The organism is Acidovorax sp. AC410, assembly GCF_979253235.1.
Genome location: NZ_CEEDCG010000003.1, coordinates 243,594 through 257,374 on the forward strand (window position 1 = coordinate 243,594; position 13,781 = coordinate 257,374).

The 13,781-nt window shown below is 60.9% G+C and carries 13 protein-coding genes; 3 read left to right on the forward strand and 10 right to left on the reverse strand.

From position 1 onward, the window contains the following. Positions 1 to 21: 21 nt before the first annotated feature. The gene (locus tag AC0IZS_RS34385) at positions 22 to 1,299 is read right to left on the reverse strand and encodes an EAL domain-containing protein (RefSeq protein WP_471639790.1); all 1,278 of its coding nucleotides are present in this window, start codon (positions 1,297 to 1,299) and stop codon (positions 22 to 24) included. Positions 1,300 to 1,652: 353 nt separating this feature from the next. Between AC0IZS_RS34385 and AC0IZS_RS34390 the strand changes: the two genes are divergently transcribed. Further along, a complete protein-coding gene (locus AC0IZS_RS34390; RefSeq protein WP_471639791.1) occupies positions 1,653 to 2,792 on the forward strand; it encodes a hypothetical protein in 1,140 nt (379 codons plus the stop codon). Positions 2,793 to 2,838: 46 nt separating this feature from the next. Here AC0IZS_RS34390 and AC0IZS_RS34395 read toward each other — a convergent pair whose 3' ends face one another. The 7 genes from AC0IZS_RS34395 to AC0IZS_RS34425 form a co-directional block, all read right to left on the reverse strand. Then, positions 2,839 to 4,608, reverse strand: a complete 1,770-nt coding sequence (locus AC0IZS_RS34395) for an ATP-dependent helicase (protein ID WP_471639792.1) — start codon at positions 4,606 to 4,608, stop codon at positions 2,839 to 2,841. Between the two features lie 57 nt (positions 4,609 to 4,665). After that, complete coding sequence (locus tag AC0IZS_RS34400; protein WP_471639793.1) at positions 4,666 to 5,526, reverse strand: hypothetical protein; 861 nt, start codon at positions 5,524 to 5,526, stop codon at positions 4,666 to 4,668. A 97-nt stretch (positions 5,527 to 5,623) separates the two neighbouring features. Next, positions 5,624 to 6,526, reverse strand: a complete 903-nt coding sequence (locus AC0IZS_RS34405; protein ID WP_471639794.1) for a carbon-nitrogen hydrolase family protein — start codon at positions 6,524 to 6,526, stop codon at positions 5,624 to 5,626. 346 nt (positions 6,527 to 6,872) lie between these two features. Beyond that, positions 6,873 to 7,703 carry a hypothetical protein gene (locus AC0IZS_RS34410; RefSeq protein ID WP_471639795.1) on the reverse strand — a complete coding sequence of 277 codons (831 nt, stop codon included), beginning with the start codon at positions 7,701 to 7,703 and terminating at the stop codon, positions 6,873 to 6,875. After that, positions 7,700 to 8,089: a bactofilin family protein gene (locus tag AC0IZS_RS34415; RefSeq protein ID WP_471639796.1), complete on the reverse strand. Its 390-nt coding sequence runs from the start codon at positions 8,087 to 8,089 to the stop codon at positions 7,700 to 7,702. Before AC0IZS_RS34415 ends, AC0IZS_RS34410 begins: the two co-directional genes overlap by 4 nt. Positions 8,090 to 9,214: 1,125 nt before the next feature. Next, positions 9,215 to 10,102 (reverse strand): recombination directionality factor, encoded by an 888-nt coding sequence (locus tag AC0IZS_RS34420; RefSeq protein WP_471639797.1) that lies wholly within the window; start codon positions 10,100 to 10,102, stop codon positions 9,215 to 9,217. Positions 10,103 to 10,147: 45 nt separating this feature from the next. Further along, on the reverse strand, positions 10,148 to 11,107 hold the full coding sequence (locus tag AC0IZS_RS34425; protein ID WP_471639798.1) for a hypothetical protein: 960 nt from the start codon (positions 11,105 to 11,107) through the stop codon (positions 10,148 to 10,150). 82 nt (positions 11,108 to 11,189) lie between these two features. On the opposite strand from AC0IZS_RS34425, the gene AC0IZS_RS34430 reads away from it, so the two are divergent. Next, on the forward strand, positions 11,190 to 12,062 hold the full coding sequence (locus AC0IZS_RS34430; RefSeq protein WP_436220329.1) for a PD-(D/E)XK nuclease-like domain-containing protein: 873 nt from the start codon (positions 11,190 to 11,192) through the stop codon (positions 12,060 to 12,062). A 42-nt stretch (positions 12,063 to 12,104) separates the two neighbouring features. Further along, complete coding sequence (locus AC0IZS_RS34435) at positions 12,105 to 12,392, forward strand: H-NS histone family protein (protein ID WP_436220328.1); 288 nt, start codon at positions 12,105 to 12,107, stop codon at positions 12,390 to 12,392. 166 nt (positions 12,393 to 12,558) lie between these two features. On the opposite strand, the gene AC0IZS_RS34440 is transcribed toward AC0IZS_RS34435, so the two are convergent. Both AC0IZS_RS34440 and AC0IZS_RS34445 read right to left on the reverse strand, forming a co-directional pair. Beyond that, positions 12,559 to 12,870 (reverse strand): hypothetical protein, encoded by a 312-nt coding sequence (locus tag AC0IZS_RS34440; RefSeq protein WP_436220327.1) that lies wholly within the window; start codon positions 12,868 to 12,870, stop codon positions 12,559 to 12,561. A 455-nt stretch (positions 12,871 to 13,325) separates the two neighbouring features. Next, the coding region (locus tag AC0IZS_RS34445) for a VOC family protein (protein ID WP_471639799.1) at positions 13,326 to 13,781 on the reverse strand (456 nt) is incomplete at its 5' end.

Genomic DNA, 13,781 nt, shown 5'->3' on the forward strand with positions numbered 1-13,781 from the left:
CTGACTGCGGCAAACAGTGGCCTAAACCTGCCCGTTTCGGTCTGTATGGGGGTCCTTTCCAGTCTGGAGGCCACGCAAAGCAACACCTGCCAACCACAACCGCATCGCTGGCTCTGAAAGAGGCATCGAGAACAGCGAGCCCTGCAGGTGCTTGCAGCCGAGTTCAGTGAGCACTTCAGCCTGGAACTCCGTCTCCACTCCCTCGGCCGTGGTGTCCAGGCCAAGCACAGCTGCCAGCCTGATCGTGGACTCAACAATCGCGCGGTGGTATGGGCTCGACTCGATCTCACTGACGAAGGAACGATCAATCTTCACGGTGTCGATCGGGAGCTCGTTCAGATAGGCGAGCGATGAGTAGCCGGTCCCGAAATCGTCAAGCGCTATACGGAACCCGGCCGCCTTGAAAGCACAGAGCAGATCCCGCGCCCTTAGACCGCGGACCGCTATGCTTTCCGTGATCTCCAGCTGCACCTGCTTCGGCCACAAGCCAGCAGTTCGAACAATGCCGACGAAGTCTGCGACGACGCCCATGTGGGTGAGTTGGGCGGCCGACACGTTCACAGACAGCAGCACCGGTGCGCCTGGTAGCCGCTCCAGGACTTTGAAGAAGTTGCACGCCCCGTCCATGACCTGGCGACCGAGAGGAGATATCAGCCCAGCCGACTCAGCAACTGGAATGAATTCTGCTGGCGAGACCTTGCCCAACTCGGCGCAACGCCAGCGGGCCAATGCCTCAACCGCGTGCAAGGTGTAGCCAGGCCCGCCCGGCACATCGGCTCGAGCCACCACGGGCTGGTAGTCGATTGAGAGGCCGACCCGAGTTTTGATGGCCGTAGCGAGCAGTCCCTCCATGCGTTCTGTTCGGCAGTACAACTCGGTCCTGCTGGGGTCAAAGACCAACCCAGACCCAGGTCCGCGCAGCCTGGCGACTTCCAGAGCTGCCCTTGCGTTTGCCACCAAGTCTGTCGGTTGGCCTGGAGGAGCAAAGGCACACCCCAGCGTCAGCAGCGCGTCCGACCCCAGCACTGCGCCGTCAATAGGGCGGCCCATGACCTTCAACAGGTCGTCCACGCCAAGGTGCGCGCTGTCAGCCCCGAACAGAGCGACGAACTCGTGCCGGCCAACTCGCGCCACCATCAACGCTATCCACGGGCCGGCTTGCGATGCGCGAGCAGCTCGCGAGACGAGTTCCGCTAGAACCATTTCTCCGGAGTCACTTCCAACGAGCTCCTGCACGCGTTGCAACCCGGATGCGTCGAGATGCACGAGGCAGAGGGCAGCAGATCCGTGCTGGTCCATCAAGCGCTTGAGACTGCCGGCAGCGCTGGCCCATCCACCCTGCGGCGCCCACAGTACGCCGCTTGCATGCGTAGTGGCTGGCCGCGCTGCGCGCGGGGTCGGGCTGGCTGGGTCGTGAAGATGCATTTGGGTTCCCTACTCCGCCCAGACTACATGCGCAGTCAACGACTCAAGGGCCCAGATCCGCCCGCTTCGGGCAGCATTTGCCTCTGACCTGGCCAGCACTGCATTGGCTTGGCCAAAGAGGCCAGTCGTGCTAACTTCCGCGCACTCAACCTCGCTGCCATTGCAGCATCCAACATCCTCCTCAGGGCCTACCCTGATGGGTGGCCCTATCCGATTCGAAGGAATTTATGGGCCACTATCTGTCAACCGATGCGCCGCCTGGCATGGCGATGTACGCATCCGAAGGTGTGCTGGCCGCCATGGCCGCAGCCACTATTTCTCGCGGTCACGCCAGCCTCCTTTGCGCTCTACGCCCAGGGACGCAGGAAGGTGCCCTCAAAGCGTTGCTCGCACTACCTTCGCTCCCTGGAGTAGAGGACCTGATGCGCGGCATCGAGGCGAAAGCAGTAGCACTGTCAAAAGCCGCATTCAACCAAGACGACTGCGGCAAATGCCGCTTCAACAGCACGAATCATGCTCAGCTCTTCGGTACATCCATCGAGCCGGGCATGTGCGTCAACTCCGAGTGCGCCACCTCAAAATGGGAAACCCACTTGGAACAACAGCGAGAGCAACTCGCCGCGAAGCACCGCATCATCAGGATCGCTCCGGTGAGCCAGCACGAGCACTTCCGATCCGTCGTGCCCGAGGGACCTTTTGGCCTCGGTCAGGAGCAGGCCAGGGCCTGTCGAGAAGAATGCCAAGAATTCGGCGCCGTGCTGTGCGGAACAGTTTCCACCCCCACCTACGTCCTTGAGGACGTCTGCACCAACATGGCATGCCATGGTCAGAAGGTGGAGCTGGCAAGGAAAGACGGCCTTCTGGCCTCGCGCGACCGGCTTTGGCGGGCCGCTCTCGTACAGCACCTGTCTCTTCTGCCACGGGCCACGAACCGCGCGGTTCTGATGGCAATGCTTTCGTGTGGATGGAGCGCGCCCAGGGACTTGCGAGCTGCCGCCGACTTGGACGAACAAGCAACTCCTGCTGGAGTCCTCAAGCGCTGGTTGTCCATGGCCGAGAGCGAGCTGATCGAACATCTCGCTGGGGCGGCCGGCAAGCTTGTCGCAGGTGCACCAGCACATCAGGTCGGCGAAATGCTGCGAGCGCTACACGTGAAGCTGCAGGACTACTCCTCGATGAGCAGAGAGTTTCTAAAGCGACTGAGCGTTTCGGAGATTGACGAGGTGCTCGGAGACCTGAATGTTCCGGTCTCCGAAGAGCTACGGCGAGCCAAGCGCGCCGGCCAGGAAGCCTACGCCGCCGCGGCGATGGCAAGCGTGAGCAACGAGATGCTTGACGGCTACGTGCCGCGAATGTTCCGCTACTGAAATCCAACAATGCGAGGCCAGCCACATCTGATGTGGCTGGCCTTTGCTATTTGGCGACTTGGAATCCCGCCTCCATCAAGAAGTGCGGAAGTGGTCCACCGTAGGTTATGCGCAGGTGCTGCCGCGCTCGGGTCATGCCGACATAAAGCACGCGCCTTTCTGCCGGTGCCTGCGTGAGGGTGGTGTCGTCTTCCCGCTCAGCACAGTCCACCAGGTAGACGTTGTCGAACTCCAGGCCCTTACTGGCATGCATCGTCATCAAGCGCACAACGCCAGGACCGGGCTCCCGCTTCTTTTGGTCGAGCAGCGCGCGCAGCCGAGCGGACATCTTTCCCTCTAGACGATTGAGTGCAGCTGTCACGTACTCCAACCCTTCGCGCAGCCGCTTCACCTTTTTGCTGTCGTCCTTGTTCTCCAGCGTCTGCACCCAGATCGCATACTCTCCAGCCGATTCACCGATGAGCGCCACCAGCTGGCCCTGGGCCAGTCGCCTGCGCCATCGAGCGCACTGCGTAGCCACCTGCTTGAGCACCTTCAAAACCTCCTGCGACGCAGTTCCCAGCGAGGGTAGGCTGCCCTGTGCGAAGCCGCCGGGGTCCTCCCTCAGTGCGTACAGTAATTCATTGATCGTCGCGTTGGGAACCGACATGAAGCCGAGCGCCAGACTCAGCCCATCCAAAGCACCCTCGACCAAAAAACGCATCAGCGCGAGATAGCTCGCGATATCGTCGCGGTCCCAAAGTGACGTGCCAGGCCTGTGATGCGGGATACCCTCAGAGGTCAGCGCTACCTCCACTTCGTTGAGCGACCTATTGCGCCTGGCGATCACCGCGCAGTCATAGGGTGCGACCAGGCGTTCCAGGATGTCTTTTGCAACCCACTCGCACTCGGCCTCCAGCGTGCCGAAGGACATCACGCCCGTACTTCCGCCTGTGCCCTTCACAGCAATCTGTTGCTTGTCCACCCGGTCTGGATTGTTGAAGGCGATCAACCGAGTCGCTGCCTCGACAATCTCTGCATGCGAGCGGAAGTTCTCGGAAAGTCGAACGATCTGCGCTCCGCATTCCTCCACGAACCTCTTCATACCCTTGTAGCCCGTTGCCGCCCGCCAGTCATAGATCGTCTGATCGTCGTCGCCAACCAGGGTGGTGCACACGCCCCGGCTACCATGGGATCGGGCCATCAGCATCTGCAGCTCGTCACTGTCCTGGGCCTCATCCACCAGCAGGTCGGTGCACGGAAAGAGTTTGAATTGCCCGGTAGACACGCCCAGCGCGCATGTTCGCTTTACAGTTGCCAGGTCCACCATGGCACTCGCCTGTAGCCACTCGTAGTACAGCTGCACGAGAGCGAATGCGGGCTCCATCTCCCTTCGCATTCTTGCCACCAGTTCGTCGCGTTCCAGTGTGGCCTGGTAGGACTCGAACCAAGGCAGGATTTCTTCCGCGCTTCCCAGGCCATGCTCGAAGATTAGCTGTCGCAGCTTCGGACCCTGGGCCTTGGGGCTGAGCAGCTTGTGCTTCATCGCGCCCTGGTCCTTGAGGTGCCACAGTGCCAACGAGTCAAACGTCCCCACGCGAACACGATTCTTCGGATAGTCCGCACCGGACGAGGTGAAGCGCTTTTGCAAGCGTTCACCGAGCACGCCTGCGGCTTCGACGGTGAACGTGCACATGATCAGCTGACGCGCTGGATCTTGGAGGATGCGCTCGGCCTTGGCGATCGAGGTCGACGTCTTACCCGAACCAGGGCCTGCGAAGATGATGAGGTTCTCGTCGCAGTCGATTGCGGCGACCTGGGAGGGTGTCAGCGACATAGAAAAAAGCCCGGCTGGGACCGGGCGTTGTGCTCAAACAGATGGATGGCTTGTGGCTTAGGCACCGGCTGTAGCGGCGCTCTCCGGTACCGCTGCCAGTGACTCGGCCGCAGGCGCCGGAGCTGCAGCGCTCTTGCGTCCTTTGCCTGCGGCAACGCCTGTGGCGACCAAGCCATCAAGCACCGCCTGAGGTGCGCCGCCGAGTGCAAGAGTCTGGTCGGCGGCTTCCTCGGCGTCACTCGCAGCGCCTGCCTCGGCAACAGCACTTGCCTGCATCTCAAGCGCCTGCTGCAGCTCGGGGTCCGACCCTGTGCTATCAAGACGCTGCGCTTCCTTGCGCACGGCGATGCTCTCTGCCCGAACCATGGATCCGAAAGCCCGCACGGCCTTTCGGCAGGTCAGCTCGGCGTCTTTCCGCTGGTCTGCGGAGAGCACGCCGTTCAGCACCGCGCTGCCCGTGGTCTGGTACAGCTTGTCCAGTAACTGAAGGACTTCCAGGTACTGCAGGGCAGATGCGTGAATGATCGGCACGATCTTGTTCTGACAGTTCAGGTAAGCGCCGTCAGCCTTGTACCCGTTCTGGACCAGGAGCTGTTCCACCCGAGTCGTGTTGAGGGTCAGCAGCTTCTTGATGCCGGCGAGCTTCGTGGTGCACAGGTTCGCGAAATGATCGAGCACAGCTGGATTGAACGCTGGGCGACGTCGGTAGATGTACTCGGCAAACAAGCAGCGTGAGAGCACCTTGAAGTCATGCTTATACTGCTGGCGAACCGCCGGGTTGAAGAACGATGCTGGCCGGAAGATCAGCGGGTCTTGAAAACCCTGGGTGTAATCCCCACCGAACGTCTCGATGAAGGCTTGGCGTTGCTCATCACTGGTCGTGTTGAGTTCGGAGGGGTGTTGCGCTTTGTTTGCCACTGTTGGCTCCTACTGATGATCTGCGATCAATGTAGAAGCCGACCCTCGCGCGGAAGGGGGGCATTCGACCCGCCACGGGCAGTATCTCCCTAAATTTTTAGCTGATCGGCAGGTTCTCCGCCCGTACCACTGTTCGCCCAAACAGCCGGGCCATGCCCTCGGTGTGCTGCCGCTGCACTATCGGCAATCCCATCGAGCTGGCCGCCCAGTTGTTGGACATGACGACCTTGGCGATGTAATGCCCTCGCGCCTCATCAAGAAGGTGCACAAACGGCAGGAACTCCTCGTAGCAAACGACCACCCGAAGGTCGATGTCCTTGTTCAGTCGCAGCGTGGCATCCCTTGTCCAGTCAGCAGAGAACGATCCAGCCCGCCAGGGCGCCCACATCGAGACAACCGCAGGCTGCCGCTGTGCCACCGATTGCATGGTCTGGTCGGCCCGAAACAGCGTGGCCACGTTGTAGCGCTCTCCCGCCTTGTTCTTGACCTCCATGCCGAGCACCAAGTGGATGCCGGCTTCACGTGCCGGGGCGAGGATCTCGCCGCGCAGGATCGGGGCGAAGGTATCGTCGTAGCGACCGAGAGTCGTCTCCGGGAAGACCAGAACAGACCCAGCGAAATCTGGATTGGCGGCAAGGCGGCGCACGATGGTCCCGACCTTTTCCAGGCGCGTCACCATTTCCTCATCGTTGGCCGGCGGCTTCCCGAACTTCGTGCCGATGGGGTGAAGCATGCCCACGCTGCGCATTGGAAGCTGAGGTACTGTGGTTCCCCAAAGCCACAGGGCCAGCGCACCGGCACCGATCATTGCCCATGCCACCTTCGGTTGCTTTGTGCGGATCACCGCGGCCGCGTAGCCCGTCAACATGGCCCCAAACACCAAACCGCCCCACCCCCACCCTTGGAGCACGAAGCCCCAAGCCACCAGCGGATGGCCAGGGGCGACCGCTGCGATTGGTGGCAGCAATGCGATCAGGAAGCCAAGGATGACCATCACCACAGTTCGGCCTTGCTCTTGGCTACGAGTCCAAAACAGCGTCCAGGGAACCGCGCATACGAGTCCGAGCAGCAGCCAGGACACAGTACCGGGCCAAGCGCTGTCAAACCACGCCTCGGCATATGCAGGCAACGCTCGCACGACCGCCAGGTGGTAGGCCACCCAGTAGAGATAGACGGCGAGCCTTGACCGAGCGAGGACTACCGCCACGGGCACCAGGATCGCCAATGCAGGCGCGCCCTTACCGCCCCATGCGAGCGTTCCCAGAAGTCCACCTACCAACGCCCATGCCAGCGGTGCGTATCGGCCGAGAGACGCCCACCTCTGTATCCAGGCGCTCGAAACAGCTTCAGGCCGTTCCTCCGCATGCCCGACGGCAGAGCTGGAGGGCAGTTTCACTGGAGAGGTGGGGATCGTTTTCAAGGAGAGCTTTCAGGGCAAGGCTGCAAATGGCATAGGTGTCGGCATAGGTCACGGGCACTGAAAGTCCAAGCGCGCGTTGGGCCACGAGGATCTGAACGCCACCGGGCTGGCTTTTGACAAACAGCACCTTGTCGTGTTCAGAGCCGTGGGCTTTGACGGACCATTCGGGCACCCAGCCCATAACGGCCCCTAGGAACGCCGGCAATTCGGCAAGCCCCAGTTGCACGGCAACCTTGTCCTTCCAGCCATATGTCTTGTCCTCTCGGCGAAGCGCAGCCTCGATGGTCAAGGTCGCCTTTTCTCTGCCGGCGTCGTCGGGGCGCAAGCGGTCAAGTTCAAGGCACAGCGCTGCCTTTGCCCCATACACGTGGATGGTCTGGCGCTCCTTCGCTCGCTGTTCGGCGTCCTTCTTTGGTGCAACCTTGGTCTTCATGATGGGAGCATTGGATTCGACGGAAGGATCCAAGGTGTCTGGCGAGGCCGGCGCGCCAAGCACTGGGACCAGGGGCGCAAGATCCTGGAACAACGCTGTATCCACCACTTCTCCCCGAGCAATCTTGGTGAGCGCAGAGACCCATTTGATGCTTGGGGAATCGTCGACCGCGCTTGCCACCTTGGCAAGGTGCCGCGAAACGGTGAGCTTCAGTTCTTCATTTGCCCGAGAGAGGAGGCTGCGGTATTGCTGCACCGACGCGGCGGGAATGCCGCGCTGCCGTAACACAATGCAGATGCGCTCCGCGTTGGCAGGTGTGGTCATTGCGTGGCAACGTTGGTTGTAATGGTGCTGTTCACCTGGGAGCCGACATAAGTCTCGAAGGACTGGCATTGGATTCGGCCATAGCTCTTGGCGGTAGGTCCGATTTTCACAATCCCATGGACAGTCAGCTGCAGATTGCCCCCCTGGACATCGTGCTCACCGGCCTGGCCAAAGAGAAAGGCATCGCCATGCACAGTGACTTCACCTCGAATGCTCGCGCCGTCCATCACCACGAGTGCGCCGTGGACTACAAGGGGCGACCCGTCGACGTGTCCCTGCACCAGCAGGCCGCCGTTCCAGCTTAGATCACCACGCAACACCCCTCCAGCGGCAACTCGATTTGTGATGTTCGCACTCACGGTGTCGAGGGAAAGAAAATCATTCATCCTGTTTACTCCATGCGGATCACGTCACCGCCGGCCGTGATTCGACCGGCAGTGGGATCTATGGCCTGCAGTGTTTGGCCGTTTGGTAGCTTGTCACCCTTGAGGAAGCGAAGTGGAAGTCGCGTGGAAGGGTCGGTGACCAGGACGCTCTGGCCGTCCGGTGCGATGTCTACGATCGTGACCTTCCCTGGCTTCTTCTGCGTCGTGGCTGGTACAGCGGCCACCGCCGAGCGCTCAGAAACAGGCTCCGCAAAGCGCGCGCCAGTGCTGACCCCGCTGCCCACACCCTCTTGAACTACCGGCAGCGTGGCCAACTCCTCGCGCAGCGGAGCAGACCGCAACTGGGGCGCTGTAGCCTGAGCCTGCTGCACCTTGGGAATGGTCCTGGCGGGTGCCGATGCGGGCTGCGCCGCAGCCCCAGCAGCTGAGCGCTCTCCGACGTCGATAACTAGAGAAGCGGCAGGTTCAGTCGCTGGCTTGGACTCTGCCTTGCCAACAGCGGCCGGCTCGGGCGACTTTGGCTTCGCCGGCGGCGGCGCCACCAACTCACCAACCGGCAGTGGCGCAGGCGGAAGTGGCGAGCGCAGTGAAGCAGGCACTGGCGCAGGCATCGTGCTGGGAGCGAGAGCTGCTGCGGCGGGTCGAGCTGGCGGCGCAACGGCAAGGCTCTGCGCGAAAGAAGGTAACGGACCCGTGGGGCCCTGCGAGGCTGCCACCGGTTGGCGCCCCGTACTTCCCTGCGCATCAGTGTGGCTCGCCGCCGTGGCTTGAGGTGCAGAGGCAGAATACTGCCGTTCGGTTGCTGACGCAGCGCTACGTGGCGCCTCAGCTTGAGCCACCACCTCAGCGGTGCCTTGGACAGAGTTGGCGATCGGGCCAGGGACAAAAGTGAGCACCTTCGATACACCGACTATCGACAGCGGCAGTAGCACTGCGCTGAGCACACTCGCCCCAACCACCCTCCGAAGGCCCCGCCCTTGGTCCCCGCGCGACAGACGGTCCGACTTCGCTGTCAGCGCCTGCAGCAGAGCACCTCGCAGAGTGCTCCGCGGCCGGCCAAATCGCAGCGCAATGGCCTGGCCGACGATGTCCCTGGTGATCGCGTCGTTGTCGATATTCATTGCTCTACTGAAGGCTTATTTGATTGGAGGCCATGGCAGTCTCCAAAGGGATAGAAAACATTGATCCGAGGCCGGCCTGGGCCTGTGTTGTCCTAATGGGAAGCACAGCAGGGCGTGGTGCACCTGCAGGAACCGAGAGGCACAATGCCGGCTCTGGACGCATATCCGCAGCGCTTGGCACGAACGTCGCCGCCCACGCGCGTTGCATGGCGCCGCCATAGCCGTCATTGCGATCGTCGGTGCTTTCACATACCTCGGCTCGCTCCGCGTCTGCGTCCAGATCAATGGTGGCGCAGCCGAAGCGACGGTAGCTCGACGCCCTGGTGCTCTTCTCCCAGATCCGCAGCTTGAGCGACAGGTGGCGCAGGCCACCAAATCTCGCCCTCAGCTCGGTCAGCTTGGCAGTCAAGGCGGCAAGAGTGTTCACGGCGTTGGACCTGAGTTCCAGCGGAACGCCTTGGACCAGCACCGGCATCCGCACACTGATCGAGCAGTTCAGGTTGTTGTCCAGCATCAACCGGCACAGCGATGGGCCCTTGCAGACGTGGGCATGACGTTGCCCGGTGCTTACGTTGACCGCGTTCGCAATCGCGCCGTCGCCGATGCACACAGGCATGTCCGGCACGCCCGGGCTCCAAGCCTCGTAGCGGGTGAACAGGTTGTGGTTGACCTGGTCGAACATCACCTTCACCGGGATCTCTCGCAACCGTGCGCCTGGCGGCGCCACCTTCTCGGCAACGGGGTGCTCAGCGTAGGCGGGCACCTCGCCATCGGTCATTTTCTGATGCGCATGGCCAGTGATAACGAAATGGCACTCACCGTCGTCCTCGGGTGTGACGATTTGCACTCGGCCTTCGGTGAATGGGCCAATCTTGTCAGCTGAAAGGTTCATGGATTAAATCTCCTTGAAACCATGAAAACACATTCCGGGCTTTCGTCAACCGTTGAATCCGGTGCTCGCCTTCATTGCCGAGCGCTCCGTGGACGCCGTCGCCGCAATAATCGACTCGACCCCGTCTGCGCCAAGCTGGCTGTACCTGAGGTGCTTCGTGAGCAGCAATCGCTGGTTGCTCTCATTGCACCGCACGGTCCACTCCAGAGTTACGTCATCAAAGCCGCTCGGGTGCACATCAAAATCCTCTGTCGTAAATCCTGCGTGTACCGCTGCGATCCATAGGAGCAATCCTTCCAAGACCCCGTCTGAGAATTTTGCCGGTGTCCCAGCCCAGTACGAATTCATGTCGACGGCACGGTCCGCAGATCGGAAAGCAATATCCCCGCGCAGCTTTTCTTTGAGAGCGTGTGCCCTAGCCCCTACGCCCGTTGGGAAGATTGGCAACTCATTCACGCGAGATACCGATCCCAACAGAAAGGCGAGCTCTGGAACGGCGCATCGATCTGGCTGTTCCCCTGCCTCTGTTTTGAACTGGGGGACGGGGAATGCAGACGGCCTCACCAGGACATCAAGTGCACCGCGTACCTCCCCTGCTGTCAGCCGCGCGATGACTTCGTAGGTTGGGGTGAAGTTGAAGTACCGGGCCTGGTTCATGAAACCGAACCAGTCGCTGATCCATTGGGCGACGAGTGTCGGGCCCTGGACCGGCGAGTTTGTTCCCTGGCGCGATGCGGGCTTGCCGCCCCTGCTGGTGATGATGGGGATCACCCACAGCGCCGAGTGTTCGCACGCGTCGACATTGCCTAAAGCGTGCGATGCGAACGGCGCCGTCTGCCTGATTTGGTGATAGACCTCTTCAGGCTGAGGACTTGTCCTTACCAGTTCCTCCAGCGTCACGTCGTCGGCGTGCGCTACGGCGCGCGACACGGCCAGGAGGTCCGAGAGTTCGGGCAGTTGGATTGCGTTGGTTGTTTCAATTCGTCGGCTGGGTGCAAAGGTCATTGCCCTAATCTAGCCCATGTCATCGCTCGGTCAACCCCGCAAAGGGACTGGACAGGGATGCAATGCAGGGTATTTTGAGTACATGCACAACGCCACCACCACTACCAAACGCCAGCTCTGCGAAAAGCGCACGCTGTCGAATGCCCAGTACCACGCGGACAAGGACGTGCTGTCATCCACGATGCTCAAGACGGCCTTGGTCAGCCCCGCTCACTACATCGCGAGCCTCACCGAGCTGAATACCTCCTCGCCCCAGAAACTGTTTGGAACCCTCATCCACGCCCTGGTGCTAGAGCCGGAGACCGTCAACCAGGTGGTGGCCCTATACCCCGGCCTGCTCGGCAAGGACACCGCTTCCAGGGAGTTCCGCAAGATCAATGAGAGCCGGCTGTGCCTGAGCCTGGCGGACTTCTTTGCAGCCAAGGCCATGGCGGACAAGGTGCGGGAAGCGCCATTCCGGGGTCGCCCCTTCTGGAAGTACATCGAGGAAGGGGAAGTGGAGGCCAGCTTCTATTTTGACGACCCGACCACGGGTATCGCCTGCCGCACACGCCTGGACCTACTGCACCCCGATTTCACGTTCGACCTTAAATCCACGCGGCATAGCACCCCAGCCCAGTTCCAGAAGGACGCGATTGCTTTGCATTACGACCTTTCGGTCTACATGTACACACTTTCCCGGGTGCTCTACGAGCAAACCCCCACTGCGAAGCCATTTGTCCTGGTGCCTGTGGATTCGGCGACCCCCCATGGCGTCCATTTCATGCCGTGCAGCAACGAGTTTCTCCGCAACGGTGAAAGGAAGTATGCAACCGCGCTTGCAACGATCAAAGCCTGCAGTGACGTCGACCACTGGCCATCCCTGGATGGAGAATATGAAATGGATATCCACCATTGGCAGACATTCACACCAGAGCTTGCAACCTGGCGCAAACCAGCTGCAGCGCTCAGTTAATATGGTTTAAGATGAAATACCGTAAAAACTTGGTTCTAACCGATGAGCAGCTATAAAACACTTCTGGAACAACGTGCGCGCCTTGATCAGCAAATTCAGGAAGCTAAAAAGAGGGAACAGTCGGACGCTATTTCGCAAGTACGTGCGCTGATTGCCGAGTTCGGGCTGACCTCCGAGGACGTTTTCCCGGTTCGTCGTAGAACCACCGCCGGTTCTTCGGTTGCGCCCAAATACAAGGACCCTGCGACAGGCGCGACCTGGACAGGCCGTGGCAAGCCGCCACTATGGATCAAGGATAAGGATCGGTCCCAGTTCGCAATGGCGGACTGAGGCCTGTAACCCCGTTGCGCTGCTGAATGCGGCGGACCGAAGGGCCCCTTGGGGCCCTTTTCCACTTTTGGGCCACCCATACCGTGAACGTTCGGGGTTAAACGGAGAAATGAAAACGCGCCATAGGGATGAACCTATGGCGCGTAGTGGGTGGGTACTGGGCTGATCAGTTTCGGGCGCTTCCTGGGCCTGTACGCTCGCCCATGGGCAAGATCCAGACCTTCGAGTCACCTGACTCCACCAGCATCACCACGTCGCCCGCAGCCAGGTTGGCTTGGGACTGCAATGGCTGCGTGACGGAGACCACCGTTTCGGGGCTGTCGACGGAAGCTTTGGTGGCCAGCTTGAGGTGCTGGACGCCGTTGCTCACGGATGCAACGCGAACGATGCCGACCTGAAGTGCGAGCTCGCCAGCTTGAACGGCAAATGCCGCGCAGCAGAGAGACAACGCAAAGGCAGAACGCTTGATGGACTTCATGAAAGACTCCTTTGGGTGTGAAGGCCGCCCGCTAGGGGCGAGCCATGGAAGAAATGCATGTCGATTCGCACTCGACTAGGCACCGCGGCCGGAGCCGGCGACGGCACAGTTCGCGCGGGCGACAACTCGCCTTTCCTGGCCCACAAGGGGACCGTAGAGGACGCGCGTGCATACGGTGACCTCGAATGCGCGCACCGATGAACCTGATCAGCTAAACCAATTCTTGACTATCAGCTCACCGACAACAAGCGCTTTGAGGTGTTCGGGCAAGCTTATAGGCAGTCACTTCCCTCATTGTTCTGTGGAAGAATTCCTGCTGCCTATCGAATGTTGATAACCCATCGACGAGACTGAGGGGTGCTGCTCACACTGCCGACACAGCAGCGTTCAGTTTCGGTTGGATTCAACGTGCCTGACCATCGGGGATAGGACCTCCGACACGACTCCTGCAACCTTCATGTTTGCAGCCGGTGGGTCTCGGACTTGCGCTGCTGCCAAGCATCCAGTGTCTTGCGGGCGTCCGCTGTCGGCACTAGCGCTGCTACTTCTTCCACTGGGGCAGCGAGCTCGACGACATAGCCATCAGGATCGCGCAGGTAGATAGATCGCATTCGGCCGTGGTGGCTGATGCCGCGGACCTCAACACCAATCGCCCGCGCACGGTCAATCATTGGCTGCAGCGCATCTGTATCCACGGCCAGCGCGATGTGGAGGTCGAAGTCGTGCTGGGCCTTGAACTCGAAAGGCATGCCTGGCACATCGAAAAACGCCAAGCTGGATCCATCGGCGAGCGCGAAGAAAAGGTGCAAAGCCTGCACCTCTCGCCCAGTCTTACTCTCCCTGATCTCGAATGCGTCGGTCAGTGGCAGGCCGAGCAGGTCTTCGTAGAATCGGCGCGAGCGTTCGGCATC

Bases quoted from the DNA above. Each gene is read 5' to 3' on its own strand.
- AC0IZS_RS34385 (WP_471639790.1), bottom strand. From the start codon at position 1,299: ATGGACCAGCACGGATCTGCTGCCCTCTGCCTCGTGCATCTCGACGCA.
- AC0IZS_RS34390 (WP_471639791.1), top strand. From the start codon at position 1,653: ATGGGCCACTATCTGTCAACCGATGCGCCGCCTGGCATGGCGATGTAC.
- AC0IZS_RS34395 (WP_471639792.1), bottom strand. From the start codon at position 4,608: ATGTCGCTGACACCCTCCCAGGTCGCCGCAATCGACTGCGACGAGAAC.
- AC0IZS_RS34410 (WP_471639795.1), bottom strand. From the start codon at position 7,703: ATGACCACACCTGCCAACGCGGAGCGCATCTGCATTGTGTTACGGCAG.
- AC0IZS_RS34415 (WP_471639796.1), bottom strand. From the start codon at position 8,089: ATGAATGATTTTCTTTCCCTCGACACCGTGAGTGCGAACATCACAAAT.
- AC0IZS_RS34420 (WP_471639797.1), bottom strand. From the start codon at position 10,102: ATGAACCTTTCAGCTGACAAGATTGGCCCATTCACCGAAGGCCGAGTG.
- AC0IZS_RS34425 (WP_471639798.1), bottom strand. From the start codon at position 11,107: ATGACCTTTGCACCCAGCCGACGAATTGAAACAACCAACGCAATCCAA.
- AC0IZS_RS34430 (WP_436220329.1), top strand. From the start codon at position 11,190: ATGCACAACGCCACCACCACTACCAAACGCCAGCTCTGCGAAAAGCGC.
- AC0IZS_RS34435 (WP_436220328.1), top strand. From the start codon at position 12,105: ATGAGCAGCTATAAAACACTTCTGGAACAACGTGCGCGCCTTGATCAG.
- AC0IZS_RS34440 (WP_436220327.1), bottom strand. From the start codon at position 12,870: ATGAAGTCCATCAAGCGTTCTGCCTTTGCGTTGTCTCTCTGCTGCGCG.